This window comes from Pseudomonas sp. fls2-241-R2A-110 (assembly GCF_030209165.1).
In the GTDB taxonomy this organism is placed as follows: Bacteria; Pseudomonadota; Gammaproteobacteria; order Pseudomonadales; family Pseudomonadaceae; genus Aquipseudomonas.
On the sequence record NZ_JARVSN010000005.1, the window covers coordinates 185,171 to 202,662 of the forward strand.

15 protein-coding genes are annotated in these 17,492 nt (G+C 60.5%); 3 read left to right on the forward strand and 12 right to left on the reverse strand.

Translation table 11 applies throughout. The features are described from left to right. Position 1 precedes the first annotated feature (1 nt). From QRN31_RS03330 to pcaR, 9 genes are all read right to left on the reverse strand, one after another. Entirely contained in the window at positions 2-1,366 is a 1,365-nt protein-coding gene (locus QRN31_RS03330) for a 3-carboxy-cis,cis-muconate cycloisomerase (RefSeq protein WP_285430176.1), read from the reverse strand. Between the two features lie 45 nt (positions 1,367-1,411). Then, positions 1,412-2,716: an MFS family transporter gene (locus tag QRN31_RS03335; protein WP_285430177.1), complete on the reverse strand. Its 1,305-nt coding sequence runs from the start codon at positions 2,714-2,716 to the stop codon at positions 1,412-1,414. Between the two features lie 194 nt (positions 2,717-2,910). Further along, positions 2,911-3,477: a protocatechuate 3,4-dioxygenase subunit alpha gene (gene pcaG / locus QRN31_RS03340; protein ID WP_285430178.1), complete on the reverse strand. Its 567-nt coding sequence runs from the start codon at positions 3,475-3,477 to the stop codon at positions 2,911-2,913. Between the two features lies 1 nt (position 3,478). Beyond that, positions 3,479-4,183: a protocatechuate 3,4-dioxygenase subunit beta gene (gene pcaH / locus QRN31_RS03345; protein WP_285430179.1), complete on the reverse strand. Its 705-nt coding sequence runs from the start codon at positions 4,181-4,183 to the stop codon at positions 3,479-3,481. Positions 4,184-4,219: 36 nt separating this feature from the next. Continuing rightward, positions 4,220-5,425: a 3-oxoadipyl-CoA thiolase gene (gene pcaF / locus QRN31_RS03350; RefSeq protein WP_285430180.1), complete on the reverse strand. Its 1,206-nt coding sequence runs from the start codon at positions 5,423-5,425 to the stop codon at positions 4,220-4,222. Beyond that, a complete protein-coding gene (locus QRN31_RS03355) occupies positions 5,422-6,201 on the reverse strand; it encodes a CoA-transferase subunit beta (RefSeq protein WP_285430181.1) in 780 nt (259 codons plus the stop codon). Before QRN31_RS03355 ends, pcaF begins: the two co-directional genes overlap by 4 nt. Continuing rightward, entirely contained in the window at positions 6,201-7,058 is an 858-nt protein-coding gene (locus tag QRN31_RS03360; protein ID WP_007947285.1) for a CoA transferase subunit A, read from the reverse strand. Before QRN31_RS03360 ends, QRN31_RS03355 begins: the two co-directional genes overlap by 1 nt. 305 nt (positions 7,059-7,363) lie before the next feature. Beyond that, positions 7,364-8,710, reverse strand: coding sequence for a 4-hydroxybenzoate transporter PcaK (gene pcaK, locus QRN31_RS03365; RefSeq protein WP_285430182.1), 1,347 nt, complete (start codon positions 8,708-8,710; stop codon positions 7,364-7,366). Positions 8,711-8,846: 136 nt separating this feature from the next. Next, positions 8,847-9,689, reverse strand: coding sequence for a pca regulon transcriptional regulator PcaR (gene pcaR, locus QRN31_RS03370; RefSeq protein WP_010462552.1), 843 nt, complete (start codon positions 9,687-9,689; stop codon positions 8,847-8,849). 677 nt (positions 9,690-10,366) lie between these two features. On the opposite strand from pcaR, the gene QRN31_RS03375 reads away from it, so the two are divergent. After that, positions 10,367-10,567 carry a hypothetical protein gene (locus QRN31_RS03375; RefSeq protein WP_007935837.1) on the forward strand — a complete coding sequence of 67 codons (201 nt, stop codon included), beginning with the start codon at positions 10,367-10,369 and terminating at the stop codon, positions 10,565-10,567. Positions 10,568-10,945: 378 nt separating this feature from the next. Further along, positions 10,946-12,421, forward strand: a complete 1,476-nt coding sequence (locus tag QRN31_RS03380) for an inorganic phosphate transporter (protein WP_285430184.1) — start codon at positions 10,946-10,948, stop codon at positions 12,419-12,421. A gap of 1,015 nt (positions 12,422-13,436) precedes the next feature. Here QRN31_RS03380 and ccoM read toward each other — a convergent pair. The 3 genes from ccoM to QRN31_RS03395 form a co-directional block, all read right to left on the reverse strand. Further along, the gene (gene ccoM, locus QRN31_RS03385) at positions 13,437-13,550 is read right to left on the reverse strand and encodes a cytochrome c oxidase subunit CcoM (protein ID WP_010462558.1); all 114 of its coding nucleotides are present in this window, start codon (positions 13,548-13,550) and stop codon (positions 13,437-13,439) included. A 144-nt stretch (positions 13,551-13,694) separates the two neighbouring features. Beyond that, positions 13,695-13,856 (reverse strand): hypothetical protein, encoded by a 162-nt coding sequence (locus tag QRN31_RS03390; RefSeq protein WP_007935839.1) that lies wholly within the window; start codon positions 13,854-13,856, stop codon positions 13,695-13,697. A 72-nt stretch (positions 13,857-13,928) separates the two neighbouring features. Continuing rightward, positions 13,929-14,270, reverse strand: a complete 342-nt coding sequence (locus QRN31_RS03395) for an aspartate-semialdehyde dehydrogenase (RefSeq protein ID WP_090180963.1) — start codon at positions 14,268-14,270, stop codon at positions 13,929-13,931. Between the two features lie 218 nt (positions 14,271-14,488). Between QRN31_RS03395 and rapA the strand changes: the two genes are divergently transcribed. Next, a complete protein-coding gene (gene rapA, locus QRN31_RS03400) occupies positions 14,489-17,335 on the forward strand; it encodes an RNA polymerase-associated protein RapA (protein WP_285430188.1) in 2,847 nt (948 codons plus the stop codon). Positions 17,336-17,492: the final 157 nt, after the last annotated feature.

The window sequence follows — 17,492 nt, forward strand, 5'->3', positions numbered from 1 at the left end:
TTCAGGCAGTCAATGCAGAATGTTCAGCCACCGCTCGCTCGACCCAGGTATGGGCCTGACCGAGGTAGTTGGCGGGGTCCATCAGACGATCCAGTTCAGCGGCAGAAAGCTGCGCGGTCACTTGCGGTTCCTCGCCCAGTACTGCGCGCAGATGACACTGTTGCGCCACGGCGCGTTTGCAGCACTGTTCCAGCAAATGGTGTGCAGTATCGCGGCCGACCCGCTGGGCCAGGACGATGCTCGCCGCTTCGGCGAGCACCAGGCCTTGGGTCAGGTCGAGATTGCGGGCCATGCGCTCGGCGTCCACTTCCAGAGCATCGGCCACCAGCAACGCCTGTTTCAGGCTGCCCGACACCAGGCAGCAAATCTCCGGCAGGGTTTCCCACTCGGCATGCCACAGGCCCAGGCTGCGCTCGTGTTCCTGAGGCATCGCGCTGAACAAGGTCGAGAGCAAACCGGGTACGCGAGTGGCCGCGCCGATCAGCACCGCCGCGCCCACGGGGTTGCGTTTGTGCGGCATGGTCGAGGAACCGCCCTTGCCCGGCGCCGCGGGTTCGAACACCTCCCCCGCTTCGGTCTGCATCAACAGGCTGATGTCACGGCCGAGCTTGCCGAGGCTGCCGGCGATCAAACCCAGCACCGCGCCGAACTCCACCAGCCGATCACGCTGGGTGTGCCAGGGTTGCTCCGGCAACGTCAGTTGCAGCTCACCGGCCAAGGCTTCGGCAATCGGCATCGCCTGGTCGCCGAGGGCCGCGAGGGTCCCGGAAGCGCCGCCGAATTGCAGCACCAACAGGCGCGGCTTGAGTTCTTGCAGTCGTTGTCGGCTGCGGCTGACAGCGCCCAGCCAGCCGGCGATTTTCATGCCCAGGGTGACGGGCGTCGCGTGTTGTAACCAGGTGCGGCCAGCCAGCGGTGTGGCGACGTAGCGCAACGCTTGGGTCGCCAACGTTTCGCCCAGCTGCGCCAGGTCTCGTTCGATCAACGCCAGTGCCTGGCGCAGTTGCAACACCAGACCGGTGTCCATGACGTCCTGACTGGTGGCGCCCAGATGCACGTAACGCTCGGCCTCGGCATCGCTGGCGGCAACTTGCTTGCCCAATGCCTTGACCAGCGGAATCGCCGAATTACCGGCCGTGGCAATCGCCTCGCCCAGTGCGGCAAAATCATAAAACCCGGCCTGACAGGCCGCTTCAATAGGCGCGACAGCGGTGTGCGGAATCAAGCCGACTTGTGCTTGCGCTCGCGCCAATGCCGCTTCGACATCGAGCATGGCCTGAACCCGGCCCTGATCGCAGAACACTTCACGCATGTCGCGGGCAGTGAAATAGGCATCGAACAATTGATTGCCCGGTCGCTGGTTCATAAACAATCCCTGAAGGCGTGGGCCGATGTGGCCCACGCTGATAAATCAAAGGTCGTGGTGCAGGTATTTCGCTTGTTTCGGCAAACGCAGGCTGAACAGGAACGCCACCGCCATCATCACCGTCACGTACCAGTAGAAGGAGTTCTCCATGCCGCCGGCCTTGAGGCTCAGGGCCACGTATTCCGCCGAACCGCCGAAGATCGCGTTGGCCACCGCGTACGCCAGGCCGACACCCAGCGCGCGCACTTCGGGCGGGAACATCTCGGCTTTTACCAGGCCACTGATGGAGGTGTAGAAACTGACGATCGCCAGCGCCACGGTAATCAGCACAAAGGCCAGGAACGGGCTGCTGACACTTTTCAGGCTGAGCAGGATCGGCACGGTGAACAGCGTCCCGAGGGCGCCGAACCAGAGCATGGAATTACGACGGCCGATCTTGTCAGCGAGCATGCCAAACAGCGGCTGCATGCACATATAAAGGAACAGCGCGCCGGTCATGATGTAGCTGGCGGTCTTGGCCTGCATCCCGGCGGTGTTCACCAGGTACTTCTGCATGTACGTCGTGAAGGTGTAGAAAATCAGCGAGCCGCCGGCGGTGTAACCAAGCACGGTGATAAAGGCTGCCTTGTGATCGCGGAACAACGCGGCGATGCTGCCGGCGTCCTTGTTTTCACGCATTTCCTTGCTGGTGGTTTCCTTCAGCGAACGACGCAGGAACAGCGAAATCAGCGCCGCCGCCGCACCGACCACAAACGGGATACGCCAGCCGTAGGCACGCAAGTCATCTTCGGTGAGGAACTGTTGCAGGATCACCACCAGCGACACCGCCAACAGTTGGCCGCCAATCAGCGTCACGTACTGGAACGAGGCGAAGAACCCGCGCTGGCCCTTGAGGGCCACTTCACTCATGTAAGTTGCGGTGGTGCCGTACTCGCCGCCCACCGACAGGCCCTGGAGCAAGCGCGCGAACAACAGCAGGATCGGTGCCCAGACGCCGATGTCCTTGTAGGTCGGCAGGCAAGCGACAAGCAACGAACCGAAGCACATCATCAGAATCGAGATCAGCATCGAATTCTTGCGCCCGTGCTTATCCGCCACCCGGCCGAAAATCCAGCCGCCGATGGGCCGCATCAGGAACCCGGCGGCGAACACGCCCGCCGTGTTGACCAGCTGCACCGTCGGGTTATCGGACGGGAAAAAGGCCGGGGCGAAATAGATCGCGCAAAAGGCATACACGTAGAAGTCGAACCATTCCACGAGGTTGCCGGACGAGGCACCGACAATGGCGAAGATCCGCTTGCTGCGCTCTTCGCCGGTGTAATGAACGGGGGTAGCCGTGGGTGTTGTCATTGTTTTTTTACTCAATGGGGACAGTGAGAGTCTAGACATACTTCGCAACAGTCCCGTTCCGCAGATAGATCAGCAACACATTTCCCCTGTGGGAGCGGGCTTGCTCGCGATGGCGTCATGTCAGTCAAGATCAATGTTGACTGATACTCCGCTATCGCGAGCAAGCTCGCTCCCACAGGAGTTGCGGTGATCAATCAATAATCGAAGAACACCGTCTCGGCCTCGGTGCCCTGCAAGATCACGTTCCACTGGTAAACACCGCTCGCATCTTGCTTCGCCAGCAACGTGCCGCGGCGGTCAGCCGGCACACATTCGAGCAGCGGATCAGCCACATTGGCCGGTTCGCCGTCAAAATAAATCCGCGTCAGCAGGTGCTTGACCAACCCGCGAGCAAACACCAGCACAACCAGATGCGGCGCCTGAGTCGAGCCCTTCAGCCCCTCCACGGTTCCAGGCTTGATCGTGGTGAAACGAAAGCGCCCTTCAGCATCCACCGGCACCCGGCCAAAGCCTTCAAAGTTGGGGTCCAGGGGTTTGTCCTGATCGTCTTCCGGGTGGTCATACTTGCCGGCAGCATTGGCCTGCCAGATTTCCAGCATCGCGTCGTTGACGATATCGCCATTGCCATCGATGACTTGCCCGGTGATCGCCACGCGCTCGCCCAGGGTCTGTTCGACGGTCAGGTTTTCGCGGTTCAGCCAAGTCAGGCCGATGTGGTAGTAAGGTCCGACGGTGTGGGACGTAGTCGCAGTCAGCGTCATCTTATTTCTCCATCGGCGTGGCATCGCGGCCGCGCAAGACGATGTCCCAGCGATAACCGAGGGCATAGGAAGGGATGGTTTTTTCCAGGTCGAAACTGGCGATCAAGCGCTCTTTGGCGCTGGTGTCGGGCACGCAGTTATAGATCGGGTCGTAAGCCAGCAGCGGGTCACCCGGAAAATACATTTGCGTGACCAGACGCGTCAGGATGCTCGGTCCGAACAGCGAGAAATGGATGTGCGCCGGGCGCCAGGCATTGTGGTGGTTGCCCCACGGGTAGGCACCGGGCTTGATGGTCTGGAATTGATACCAGCCATCGGCGTCGGTCACGGTGCGGCCAGTCCCGGTGAAGTTCGGGTCCAGCGGCGCATCGTGCAGGTCGCGGTCGTGGTTGTAGCGGCCGGCGGCATTGGCCTGCCAGATCTCCACCAGAATCCCCGGCACGGGAAGACCGTTTTCATCCAGCACACGGCCATGAATGATGATGCGTTCACCCAAGGGCTCGCCCTTGTGTTGGGACGTCAGGTCGTTGTCCTTCTCGTTGACGCGCTCTGCACCGACTGTCGGGCCGGTGATTTCCGACAGCGAATGGGGCAAGAACACCAACGGCTTGGACGGCGAGCGACGGTTGGTGGATTGATAGGCCGGGTGCAGGTAATCAGGCTGAGTGCCTTCCTGCGGACGGCGGTAACCAGGCTTGTCAGTCATTTCGCTTTCCTCTGTTCTTATTGTCACTGCTGCGCGTCAGACGCGTTCGATCGCCAAGGCCAGACCTTGGCCGACGCCGACGCACATGGTCGCCAGACCTTTCTTGCCACCGGTTTTTTCCAACTGATGCAACGCGGTCAGCACCAGGCGCGCACCGCTCATGCCCAGTGGATGGCCCAGAGCAATGGCGCCACCGTTCGGGTTGACCTGCGGCGCGTCATCCGCCAGCCCCAGTTCGCGCAGCACCGCCAGGCCCTGGCTGGCGAACGCTTCGTTGAGTTCGATCACGTCGAAATCGCTGACGGCCACACCGAGGCGTTCGGTCAGTTTGCGCACCGCCGGGACCGGGCCGATGCCCATGACCCGAGGCGCTACGCCGGCGCTCGCCATGCCCAGCACTTTGGCGCGAGCAGTCAGGCCGTGTTTTTTCACTGCTTCCGCCGACGCCAGGATCAGCGCTGCGGCACCATCGTTCACACCCGATGCGTTACCGGCAGTGACCGTTTTATCGGGACCATTGACCGGTTTCAGTTTGGCCAGGGTTTCCAGGGTGGTGTCGGCGCGCGGATGCTCATCCTGACTGACGATGGTTTCCCCTTTCTTGTGGGCAATTCGCACTTCAACGATTTCTTCAGCGAAAAATCCTGCAGCTTGCGCGGCGGCTGTCCGTTGCTGGCTGCGCAACGCGAAAGCGTCCTGATCTTCACGGGACACTTGGTAATCGTCAGCCACGTTGTCGGCGGTCTGCGGCATCGCATCGACACCGTATTGGGCTTTCATCAACGGATTGATGAAACGCCAGCCGATGGTGGTGTCTTCCAGCTTCATGTTGCGCGAGAACGCCGCATCAGCCTTGCCCATCACGAACGGCGCGCGGGACATCGATTCGACGCCACCGGCAATCGCCAACTCCATTTCACCGCTGGCGATGGCGCGGAACGCGGTGCCGATGGCATCCATCCCGGAAGCGCAGAGACGGTTGAGGGTCACGCCCGGAATGGTTTCCGGCAGCCCCGCCAACAGCAGCGCCATACGCGCCACGTTGCGATTGTCTTCGCCGGCCTGGTTAGCGCAGCCGAGGAACACTTCGTCGACCGCGTTCCAGTCCACCGACGGATTGCGCTCCATCAGCGCCTTGATCGGCACAGCGGCGAGGTCGTCGGCGCGCACCGCCGCGAGGCCACCGCCGAAACGGCCGATGGGGGTGCGAATCGCGTCGCAGATATAAACGTCACGCATCACGCTTCTCCGGGTGCTTGGCCGTGGGCGGCGGCTGTGCGGGCTTCCAGATCCCTGAGCGCCTTCAATTCGACCTCGGTCGGCTCGGCGGTGTTTTCCAACGTCTCGGCGAAGCGAATCGCCCAGCCCGTGGCGGCGGTCACTTGCTCGCGGGTCACGCCCGGGTGCAGTGCGGTGACCACGAATTCATGGGTGCCGGCTTCCGGTTCCATGATGCACAGGTCGGTAATGATGCCGACAGGGCCAGCGCCCGGCAGGCCGAGACGCTTGCGTGAATCACCGCCCTCGCCGTGGCCGACCGACGTAATGAAGTCGAGTTTGTCGACGAAGGAACGCGCCGACTGCTTGAGAATGATCAGCACGCTTTTGGCCGAACCGGCGATCTCCGGCGCACCGCCAGCACCCGGCAGGCGGACTTTCGGTGCGTGGTAATCGCCAACCACAGTGGTGTTGATGTTGCCGAAGCGGTCGACTTGCGCGGCGCCGAGGAAACCGACGTCAATGCGCCCGCCCTGCAACCAATAGCGAAAAATCTCACCGGTCGGAACGACCGTGTCGGCGGTTTCCGCCAATTCGCCGTCGCCGATCGACAGCGGCAGTACGCTTGGCTTGGCACCAATCGGACCCGATTCGTAGATCAGGACGACATCCGGCGAAGAGGTCAGGCGCGCCAGGTTGGCCGCTTTCGATGGCAAGCCGATGCCGACGAAGCACACTGAACCGTTTTTCAGGCGGCGGGCGGCGGCGACGGTCATCATTTCATTGGTGGTGTAAGTCATTACTTGGCCTCCGAAGCAGCGGCCAGCTTGGCCTGGAACTCGCTGAAGTCAGCGCAGCCGTGGATGTATTCGTTGATCCACGCGGTGAAGGTTTCACGGTCGCGGGCAATCGGGTCCCAAGCCTGGTAGAAACGGTTGTCGCGCTCGTTGTACCCATGGGCGTAGGACGGATGCGCACCGCCAGGGACGTGGCAGACCGCGCTCAAGGCCCAGGTCGGCAGCACACAGGAGTTCATCGGTGCGTTGAGGTCGTCAACGATTTCTTCAACGGTCACGATGCAACGCTTGGCGGCCAGCGCAGCTTCTTTCTGCACACCGAGAATGCCCCACAACAGCACGTTGCCTTTGCGGTCGGCTTTCTGTGCGTGGATCACGGTGATGTCCGGGCGCACCGAAGGTACGGCGGCCAACACTTCACCGGTGAATGGGCAGGTCACGGTTTTGATCAGCGGGTTGACCTTCGGCAGGTCGGAGCCGGCGTAGGCCCGCAGCACCGCGAATGGCAGGCCGGAGGCACCCGCGACGTAGGCATTGGCCAGGTCGGCGTGGCTGTGCTCTTCGATTTCCAGCGCATGCGGCCACTGCTTCTCGACCGCATCACGCAGACGGTGCAGCGAGCCGACGCCCGGGTTGCCGCCCCAGGAGAAAATCAGCTTGCGAGCACAACCGGCGCCGATCAACTGGTCGTAGATCAGGTCAGGCGTCATTCGTACCAGCGTCAGATCTTTCTTGCCCTGACGAATGATTTCATGACCCGCCGCCGTAGGGATCAGGTGAGTGAAGCCTTCGAGCGCGACAGTATCGCCGTCGTTAACGAATTGCTTCACCGCGTCGTGCAGCGAAAGGATTTCAGCCATGGGGCAGGCTCCCGTTTTTTATTAACCGACAGTGGAAGAAAAAGGCGCGATGCGCTGCGCCGGAATGACTGAAGATTAAGCCTGCGCAAAACGCCAAACAATCCGATAATCGACTGAGTGTTCGTTTATCGAACAGATTGTTGTTTGGCTACCGATCGTCGACTTGAGCGTTCCCACTCTGCGTGGGAATGCAGCCCGGGACGCTCCGCGTCCCAAAAGCGGACGCAGAGCGCCCATTTGAGGCATTCCCACGCGGACGGTTCGACGCCTCGACGTGGGAACGATCAGGTAACGCTCATATACCGTCAGGTCGCATCCGCATGACTGACCATGCCCTTGATCACCACGGCGGTTGTCGCCACGGCTGCGGGAATCACCAGCGCCGTCAGCACTTGCTCGAAATTCCAGCCCAGGCCCAGCAACGTCGCGCCCATCCAGGCCCCGAGGATCGCGCCGAAACGACCAATCCCCAGCATCCACGACACACCGGTCGCCCGCCCTTGCGTCGGGTAAAAACGCGCCGCCAGCGAAGGCATCGCCGACTGCGCGCCGTTGACGCACATCCCGGCCACCAGGACCAAGGTCGCCAGGAGCGTAATGTTGCCCAGGCTCTGCCCTACCGCGTAGGCAAACACCCCGGCCAGCAGGTAGAAAATGCCGATGACCTTGTGCGGATTGAACCGGTCCATCGCCCATCCCACACCCACGGCGCTCAACACGCCGCCAAACTGGAACAACGCACCAATGAACGCCGCTTGCTCCATGCTCGCGCCGCTGTCACGCATCAGCGTCGGCAGCCAGCTGGTCAACAGGTAAACGATCACCAGACCCATGAAGTAGGTCAGCCACAGCAACAAGGTGCCGGTGCTGTAGGTGCCGGAGAAGATCACCGCGAACACGTTGCGCGCCTTCACGGTTTTTTGTTCCGGCACGCTGAAACTCGAGGCCTGAGCGACGACGGTCGGATCAATGGGAGCCAGGGTCTTGCGCACTTTGTCGGTGCCGCGATTGCGCACGACCAGGTAACGCGCCGATTCCGGCAACCAGAACAGCAATACGACGGCGAGGATCAGCGGCAGAACCCCGCCGATCAACAGCAGGCTGTGCCAGCCGAATGCAGGAATCAGTTTGGCCGAGATAAACCCGCCGCCGGCCATGCCGAGGTTGAAGCCACAGAACATGCTGGTCACCAGCAGGGATTTTTTGCGCTCCGGGGTGTATTCCGACAGCAACGTCGTGGCGTTTGGCATGCCGGCGCCCAGACCCAGGCCCGTCAGGAATCGCAGCACCAGCAATTGATCAACGTTAGTGCTGTAGGCCGACGCCAGGCTGAAGATGCCGAACAGCAATACCGCACCGACCAGTACGACTTTTCGCCCGAAGCGGTCAGCCAACGGGCCGGAGCCCAGTGCGCCAAAGACCATGCCGATCAACGCGGCACTCATCACCGGGCCGAGACTCGCGCGGTCGATCCCCCAATCCTGGGAAAGGGCCGGCGCGATAAAGCCCATCGCCGCCGTGTCGAGGCCATCGAGAAAGACAATCAGAAAACACAGGATCACCACTCGCCACTGGTAGCGCGAAATGGGTTGAGCATTGATGAAGGACTGCACGTCGAGGCAGTTTCCTACAGCAGACTGAGGCTGGTTCATTATTTTTATTCCACGCAAGAACGCAGTCGGACAGGTGCCAGCCAAGGCTGGCGCTGCCGCGACAGTAATGATCCGGGGGAAAGAGCGTCAATTCGATAAACGCGACTCTGTGCGTTTATCGAACAGCTTAGAAGGTTCAGGCAAACAGTTGCGCGCTGAGGTCGCGACTGGCGCTCAGCAAACCAGGCAGGAAACGTTGCTCCAGTTCATTGCGGCTGACCCGTCCGGCGTGGGTGCTGACGTTCAGCGCGGCCACGACCTGACCAGATGCGTCGTACACCGGAACCGCAATGGAACGCAGGCCTTGCTCCAGTTCCTGATCGACAATGCACCAGCCTTGCTGCCGCACTTCTTGCAGGCATTCGAGCAACGCCTCAGGGGTGTGCAAGGTTCGGCTGGTCTTGGCCTGGAATTCGGCATGGTCGAGGTATTCGCGCAGCGAAGTGTCGTCCAGCGCAGCGAGAAGAATCCTGCCCATGGACGTGCAATAGGCCGGCAATCTCCCCCCCACCGACAGGTCCACGGAAATCAGGCGCTGGGTAGTGGCCGAGCGCGCGATGTACAAAATGTCGTCGCCCTCCAGCGTCGCCATGTTGCAAGCCTCGTGAAGCTGTTCACTCATGCGGTCCAGATATGGCTGGGCGGACACCGCCAGTGGCGTGGAGGATAAATAGGCATGACCCAGCGTCAGCACCTTGGGCAGCAGCGAATAGGTGCGACCGTCAGTAGTGGCATAGCCGAGTTTGATCAGGGTATGCAGGCAACGTCGCACAGCAGCGCGGGGAATTTCCGTGCGGTGACTGATCTGGGCAATCGTCAGGTGTCGCTTGCGCTCCTGGAACGCTTGCACCACTGCGAGTCCCCGGGCCAGGGACGTCATGAAATCCGGGTCGCCGGTCAGGGCCTGGATGCGCTTGGCGGGCGAGGCCACGATTGGCGGTGCCACTGAAGCGAAGGAGTTGCGCATTTGATCGTTCATATCGGGTCCTTTCCTACATCAGCGGCTATTACAAGCGGCTACCGGTTCTGCACACAAGCCATCGGCCGCCAAGATTGGGCGATTATCGAACCATCGACCGATAATCGCAATCGACCACAAGCAATGCCTGCCCGGCGTGCGCCCTGATGTTAACGTCGACACTAGATGTTTTTATTCTTGTTGGATCGCGGACTTTAAGGTGCGATGTAATTGGCGTAACTTGCTCGACTTTATGGCGCCAGAAAGACATCGGTGCCAAGTGACTTCAACGACGGGTAGTTGCCGCAAAAGTTGCCAGTAACAAAACAATCACACACGGTGAACTACTTTTAACTCCGAGGAGATAGTGTTCTTCGGTTCGACCGCTATAATGGATCTCAGTGGTGACCGGTTTTTACGTGCCGACTCCGCCACTCGACAGCCCGGTACTCTACCGTCGCTGCCCGCAGCAAACGCTTGACGCTCATTTCATATGCTCGACCAACGCGCGCGCTGAAACAGGTAACTGATGCTACGTCAGCTGTTTTTCTCTGGTGCCGTGGCCGCCTGCAACATGGAAGTATTGTTCACCTGCCGTAAAACGATGCCTTGTCCGGCATGGCCTTTCGGCAAGTGTGGTCAATAGATCCACGCAGCGCGTTTCACCAGAATTTATCTCAACTCATACAGGTAGCACTGTGACGAAAGACGAACTGCGCGCGGAACTTGAGCGCCAGGAACAACGTTACAAGGAAGTTTACGGCGGGGAAGTCACCACCTACGCCGCTCAGCCCGAACCCGAGCGCAAGCCTTGGCGTAAACGCGCCACCGTTCAGGATCAGGCGTTCACCCAGGAATTGCAAAAGATGGAAAAGGAACTCAAAGCCGAAGAGCCATGATTGCCTCGGCCTGAATACTTCCAAGGGGTCTGCATCTGCACCTGTTAAAAGCAGGTTGTACGGATGGTGCCTTTCGCGCCCGCTACAAGCGGGCAGCGGCCACCTCACCCATCGGTTGAGGCAAATGGCGCATGCCTGACCCTCTTTTCAGCTATTTCACACAAGCGTTCAAGCCTCTCGACTTTCCGAGCGAAACCCTTGTGGCTGTGGCCTTTCCTCAATAATTCAACGACTTGCAAAACCCCGAAAAAAGCTGGGTCATAAGCTATCAGCGCAAACTAATTCATTGAAGAATGTTACCGATGAGCAGCAAGTGCATCGATTAGCAGTCTTTTCTGGCATAATCGCGCCCCCTTATGACCGGGTCAGAAAACCTTCATGATCGATTTATTCAGCGGACTAGATGCTTGGGTGCTTGTGAGCCTCTTGCTCGCCCTGGCCTTTGTCCTCGCCTTCGAGTTCATCAACGGCTTTCATGACACCGCTAACGCGGTGGCCACTGTTATCTACACCAAAGCCATGCCGCCTCATCTGGCGGTGTTCTTTTCCGGTGTGTTCAACTTCCTCGGCGTGCTGCTGGGCGGCGTTGGCGTGGCGTATGCCATCGTCCACCTGCTGCCGGTAGAACTGCTGATCAATGTGAACACCGGTCACGGACTGGCCATGGTGTTCTCGTTGCTCGCCGCCGCCATCACCTGGAACCTGGGCACTTGGTACTTCGGTATCCCCGCCTCCAGCTCCCACACCCTGATCGGTTCGATCCTCGGTGTCGGCCTGGCGAACGCCTTGATCAACGATATTCCGTTGGCCGATGGCGTGAACTGGCAGAAGGCGATCGATATCGGTGCTTCCCTGGTGTTCTCGCCGTTGGCAGGTTTCATCGTCGCCGCGCTGGTGCTGATCGCCCTTAAATGGTGGCGTCCCCTGTCCAAGATGCACAAGACACCGGACCAGCGCCGCAAGCTCGACGACAAGAAGCACCCACCGTTCTGGAACCGCCTGGTACTGGTGATCTCGGCCATGGCCGTGAGCTTCGTGCACGGCTCCAACGACGGTCAGAAAGGTATCGGCCTGATCATGCTGGTACTGATCGGTATCGTGCCGGCGCAGTTTGTACTCGACCTGAGCAGCACGACTTACCAGATCGAGCGCACCCGCGATGCGACCTTGCACCTGAGCCAGTTCTACAAACGCAACTCTGACACCTTGGGCGAGTTCCTGGCGCTGGGCAAAAGCGTGGAAGGCGATCTGCCGGAGAAATTCCGTTGCAACCCGCAACAGACCGAACCGACCATCACTGCCCTGCTCGGCACCCTTAAAGGTGTAGCGGACTACCATTCGCTGCCATCGGAAAGCCGCATCGAAGTGCGTCGCTACCTGCTCTGCCTGGACGACACCGCGAAGAAAGTCAGCAAATTGCCTACCCTGGCAGCCCGTGAAAAAGCTGACCTGGACAAACTGCGCAAAGACCTGACCACCACCACCGAATACGCCCCGTTCTGGGTGATTCTGGCCGTCGCCCTGGCCCTCGGCCTCGGGACCATGGTGGGCTGGAAACGCGTGGTACTGACCATCGGCGAAAAGATCGGCAAGCAAGGCATGACATATGCCCAAGGCATGTCGGCACAAATCACCACCGCGTGCATGATCGGCCTGGCGAACATCTTCAGCCTGCCGGTCTCCACCACCCACGTCCTGTCCTCCGGCGTCGCCGGCACCATGGTCGCCAACAAAAGCGGCCTGCAAGGCGGCACCGTCAAAACCATCCTGCTGGCCTGGGTCCTGACCCTGCCAGCAACAGTGGCCCTGTCGGCCGGCCTGTTCTGGCTGGCCTCGAAGGCACTAGGCAGCTGATATATAGCTGCAACGAAAAGGCGCGCACCGTGAGGTTCGCGCCTTTTTAATGCCTGCAATTCGGCCTCAGTGATCTACTGAAAGCGACGGGCTAGACGCGAGGCCCCATCGTCGGAACACCGCCCAGAGCAAGCCCGCTCCCACAGGGTTCGATGTACATCTGCAGGAGATTAGTCGGTTGGCGGGACGTCATCGCTGGCAGGCCAGCTCCCACAGTGGAACGGGCACACCTGAAAGAGACTGGTCGGCTGTCAGGCCGCCATCGCGGGCAAGCCCGCTCCCACAGGGTTCGATGCACGCTGCAAGAATCTGGTCGGCTGTCAGGCCGCCATCGCCAGCAGGCTAGCTCCCACAATAAAAACCGAGGTACACCGCCCGCCCCTCACCACTCAACAGGCCGAGCGGTAGCTCGCCTGCAGCTCTTGATCTTGATCCGCCCGTCCCTTTGGAACGCGGAGCGTCCCTGGCTGCATTCCCACGCGGAGCGTAGGGAACGATCAGTGAGGTATCAGGAAGAGACTGGTCGGCTGGCAAGCCAGCTCCCACAATAAATCGAGGTACACCGCCCGCCCCTCACCACTCAACAGGCCGAGCGGTAGCTCGCCTGCAGCTCTTGATCTTGATCTACCCGCCCCTTCGGCAGGCTGAGTGGAGGCGTTCATCTGGGGGTGGGCGCGTAGCGCCGTGCGGCGAAGCCGCACACATCGAGAGGAGGTCGTCGCGAAGCAGACCGGAGGCGATGCCCCCAGATGAATGCCGGAACGAAGGAACACCGAGCCTAAGCGAGGGGCCGGACGTCGGGGCGAGCCTTTTTTTTGCTTACTTTTTTTGAGGCGTTTGTCAAAAAAAGTGAGTCGCCGTCAGGGCGAAACCCTAAGTGGCCGTTACCGCAGCAACGGATATACACCCGGTCAACCCAAAACATGGTCGGCCCAAAGGCCGCCACTACAAACAAAAAAAAAGGGCAACCGAAGTCGCCCAAAATGCCTTGCGTGCTCATTACACCCAGAAAGACCTACGGCTTACGCTTATGCGAATCCTTCCAGATAAAAAATCCAAACCCTGCAAAAAACAGAACCATGAGGCCAACTGTCAGCACTCCGGCGATCACCACGTTATCGAAAAACATGACGTCCCTCCTGCACCTGCCCTGTTGCGATAGGGCTAAGTTAACCAATCAGACAGAAGAGAAAATTGACCGGGATCAATGTCGCCCAAGACAGGGCGTAAAGAAGGGAAAATAACTGACCTGCATCAACCAATGCAGGGTACTTCAACGCTTTTTCGGTTTGTTCTTCGGCTTTTTCTTGGCTTTGCCCAACGGCATCGCCTGCTCAAACGCCTGACGCACTTCATTCAGACGCTTTTCATTAAGGTCATGAACCCGCTTCGCGCGTTCAGAATTAAGATCAATCAACTTGTCATCTTGGCTCATGGTGCTCAATACATCATTCGGCAGGTTTGTCGCAATAATGCCGCCTGGCGCCAGCGCTGACCAGCCGCAACCTCAAATCTGAATATCGACCCACAACCCCTGACGCGGCTGATCTTCCATCAACGGCGCCACCGGCACAGTATTGTCGGCATTGAGCTCATCACCGGGAACTGCCAGATGCTCCTGCGGATCCTCGTCAGCCTCACGACGTCGCCGGTCGCGCTCAAGTTTGCGGCGCTGCTCCTCGCGCAGCTGAAAAGCCGCCTCTTCGGGATCGCGCTGTTGCAGGTCGATCGTGCTTTCGTTGGAGCTTTCCTGCACCGGCACGACAGGCGGAATATCCGGGCGCTGACGGATAGGGTCGTGCTGTGAGGTGATCGGCACGGCACTCAAGGGGAGCATCGGTGGCAGCATAATTAGTAGTCTCCTGTCAGCAGGCTGTCGGCTGAGGGGATGGCGACTTGAGCCATCGGTCGCAAAGTGTGACCGGTTTGGCACGGATTGGTGCCCGAACCGGCACACGCTGCATCATTGGACTAACGTAAGTCTGCGAGTATTTATGAGAGTCCTTTGGCCCTGAAGCCCTCATTCCGTTAAGATAGCCCGCTTTTTCAAGGTGGGAGTCAGGCAGCATGGCGCAGCAGTATCAACCGGGGCAACGCTGGATCAGTGACAGCGAAGCCGAGCTGGGTTTAGGCACCGTTCTGGCACAGGACGGCCGCTTGTTGACCGTGCTCTATCCGGCCACTGGCGACACTCGCCAGTACGCGCTACGGAATGCGCCCCTCACCCGCGTGCGATTTTCGCCGGGCGATTCGATCACTCACTTCGAAGGCTGGAAACTGACGGTCCAGGAAGTCGACGACGTCGACGGCCTGCTGGTCTACCACGGCCTCAACGCGCAAAACGAAGTGGTTACCCTGCCGGAAACCCAACTGTCGAACTTCATTCAGTTCCGTCTGGCCAGCGACCGCCTGTTCGCCGGGCAGATCGACCCGCTGGCCTGGTTCTCCCTGCGTTATCACACCCTGGAACACACCAGCCGCCAATTGCAGTCCTCGCTGTGGGGACTGGGTGGCGTGCGTGCGCAACCGATCGCGCACCAGCTGCACATCGCCCGTGAAGTCGCCGACCGCATTGCCCCACGGGTATTGCTGGCCGACGAAGTGGGCTTGGGTAAAACCATCGAAGCCGGTCTGGTGATCCATCGCCAACTGCTCTCGGGCCGCGCCAACCGCGTGCTGATCCTGGTTCCTGAGAACCTGCAGCACCAGTGGCTGGTCGAGATGCGCCGCCGTTTCAACCTGCAAGTCGCGCTGTTCGACGAAGAACGCTTCATCGAAAGCGATGCCGCCAACCCGTTCGAAGACACGCAGCTCGCGCTGGTGGCTCTTGAGTGGCTGGTAGAAGACGAGAAAGCCCAGGACGCACTGTTTGCCGCCGGTTGGGACCTGATGGTCGTCGACGAAGCGCACCACCTGGTGTGGCACGAAGACAAGGCCAGCCCTGAATATTCGTTGGTCGAGCAACTGGCCGAAGTCATTCCCGGCGTGCTGCTGCTGACCGCGACCCCGGAACAACTGGGCCAGGACAGCCACTTCGCCCGTTTGCGCCTGCTTGACCCGAACCGTTTCCATGACCTGCACGCCTTCCGCGCCGAGAGCGAAAACTATCGCCCGGTGGCCGAGGCCGTTCAGGAGCTGCTGGACAAGGGGCGCCTGTCGCCTGAAGCGCACAAGACCATTCACGGTTTCCTCGGCAACGAAGGCGAAGCCTTGCTGACCGCGGTGAACGATGGCGACACCGAAGCCAGCGCCCGCCTGGTCCGCGAATTGCTGGACCGCCACGGCACCGGACGTGTGCTGTTTCGCAACACTCGCGCCGCCGTGCAGGGTTTCCCGGAGCGCAAGCTGCACCCGTACCCGCTGCCGTGCCCGGACGAATACCTCGAACTGCCGTTGGGCGATCACGCCGAGTTGTACCCGGAAGTCAGCTTCCAGGCCCAGCCGGACGCCAACGAAGAAGAACGCTGGTGGAAATTCGACCCGCGTGTCGAGTGGCTGATCGATACGCTGAAAATGCTCAAACGCACCAAAGTGCTGGTGATCTGCGCCCACGCCGAAACCGCCATGGACCTGGAAGACGCCCTGCGCGTGCGTTCCGGTATTCCGGCGACAGTGTTCCACGAAGGCATGAACATCCTCGAGCGTGACCGCGCCGCCGCCTACTTCGCCGATGAAGAATTTGGCGCGCAAGTACTGATCTGCTCGGAAATTGGCAGTGAAGGTCGCAACTTCCAGTTCTCGCACCACCTGGTGCTGTTTGATCTGCCGTCCCACCCGGATCTGCTGGAGCAGCGTATCGGGCGTCTGGACCGGATCGGCCAGAAGCACATCATCGAACTGCACGTGCCGTACCTGGAAACCAGCCCGCAAGAGCGTCTGTTCCAGTGGTATCACGAAGCGCTGAACGCTTTCCTCAACACCTGCCCGACCGGCAACGCCTTGCAGCATCAGTTCGGCCCGCGCCTGCTGCCGCTGCTGGAAAACGCCGACGACGGCGAGTGGCAAGCGCTGATCGACGAAGCCCGCGGCGAGCGTGAGCGTCTGGAAGCCGAACTGCACACCGGCCGTGACCGCCTGCTGGAACTCAACTCCGGCGGTGCGGGCGAAGGTGACGCGCTGGTCGAGGACATCCTCGAGCAAGACGACCAGTTCACCCTGCCGATCTACATGGAAACCCTGTTCGATGCCTTCGGTATCGACAGCGAAGACCATTCGGAAAACGCGCTGATCCTCAAGCCGAGCGAAAAAATGCTCGACGCCAGCTTCCCGCTGGGCGACGACGAAGGCGTGACCATCACCTACGACCGCAACCAGGCGCTGTCTCGCGAAGACATGCAGTTCATCACCTGGGAACACCCGATGGTGCAGGGCGGCATGGACCTGGTGTTGTCCGGTTCCATGGGCAACACCGCCGTGGCGCTGATCAAAAACAAGGCGCTGAAACCCGGCACCGTGTTGCTGGAACTGCTCTACGTCAGCGAAGTGGTTGCGCCGCGCTCGCTGCAACTGGGCCGTTACCTGCCGCCGGCGGCCCTGCGCTGCCTGCTGGATGCCAATGGCAACGACCTGTCGGCCCGGGTGTCGTTCGAGACCTTGAACGATCAACTGGAAAGCGTGCCGCGTGCCAGCGCCAACAAGTTCATTCAGGCCCAGCGCGATCAGCTGACGCCGCGGATCAACGCTGGCGAAGAGAAAATCTTCCCGCGTCACGCCGAGCGGGTTGCCGAAGCGCAACGTCGCCTGGCAGCCGATACCGACGAAGAACTGGCGCGCCTGACCGCGTTGCAAGCGGTCAACCCGACTGTGCGCGACAGTGAACTGGTCGCCCTGCGCAAACAGCGCGAGCAAGGGCTGGCCATGCTCGACAAGGCGGCGCTGCGACTGGAAGCGATTCGAGTGTTGGTGGCGGGTTAAGCCCCCTGCTCCACCGTTAAAAAGAAGGCCCGCAGCGATGCGGGCCTTTTTTTTGTCTGCTTGATGATCGTTCCCACGCTCTGCGTGGGAATGCCTCAAGGGACGCTCCGCGTTCCAGCTCTCGAAAGGGACGCAGAGCGTCCCGGGCTGCATTCCC

What these genes read in the sequence shown, in the direction of transcription:
- QRN31_RS03330 (WP_285430176.1), bottom strand. Translation starts at nt 1,366, where the DNA reads ATGAACCAGCGACCGGGCAATCAATTGTTCGATGCCTATTTCACTGCC.
- QRN31_RS03335 (WP_285430177.1), bottom strand. Translation starts at nt 2,716, where the DNA reads ATGACAACACCCACGGCTACCCCCGTTCATTACACCGGCGAAGAGCGC.
- pcaG (WP_285430178.1), bottom strand. Translation starts at nt 3,477, where the DNA reads ATGACGCTGACTGCGACTACGTCCCACACCGTCGGACCTTACTACCAC.
- pcaH (WP_285430179.1), bottom strand. Translation starts at nt 4,183, where the DNA reads ATGACTGACAAGCCTGGTTACCGCCGTCCGCAGGAAGGCACTCAGCCT.
- QRN31_RS03355 (WP_285430181.1), bottom strand. Translation starts at nt 6,201, where the DNA reads ATGACTTACACCACCAATGAAATGATGACCGTCGCCGCCGCCCGCCGC.
- QRN31_RS03360 (WP_007947285.1), bottom strand. Translation starts at nt 7,058, where the DNA reads ATGGCTGAAATCCTTTCGCTGCACGACGCGGTGAAGCAATTCGTTAAC.
- pcaK (WP_285430182.1), bottom strand. Translation starts at nt 8,710, where the DNA reads ATGAACCAGCCTCAGTCTGCTGTAGGAAACTGCCTCGACGTGCAGTCC.
- pcaR (WP_010462552.1), bottom strand. Translation starts at nt 9,689, where the DNA reads ATGAACGATCAAATGCGCAACTCCTTCGCTTCAGTGGCACCGCCAATC.
- QRN31_RS03380 (WP_285430184.1), top strand. Translation starts at nt 10,946, where the DNA reads ATGATCGATTTATTCAGCGGACTAGATGCTTGGGTGCTTGTGAGCCTC.
- ccoM (WP_010462558.1), bottom strand. Translation starts at nt 13,550, where the DNA reads ATGTTTTTCGATAACGTGGTGATCGCCGGAGTGCTGACAGTTGGCCTC.
- QRN31_RS03390 (WP_007935839.1), bottom strand. Translation starts at nt 13,856, where the DNA reads ATGAGCCAAGATGACAAGTTGATTGATCTTAATTCTGAACGCGCGAAG.
- QRN31_RS03395 (WP_090180963.1), bottom strand. Translation starts at nt 14,270, where the DNA reads ATGCTGCCACCGATGCTCCCCTTGAGTGCCGTGCCGATCACCTCACAG.
- rapA (WP_285430188.1), top strand. Translation starts at nt 14,489, where the DNA reads ATGGCGCAGCAGTATCAACCGGGGCAACGCTGGATCAGTGACAGCGAA.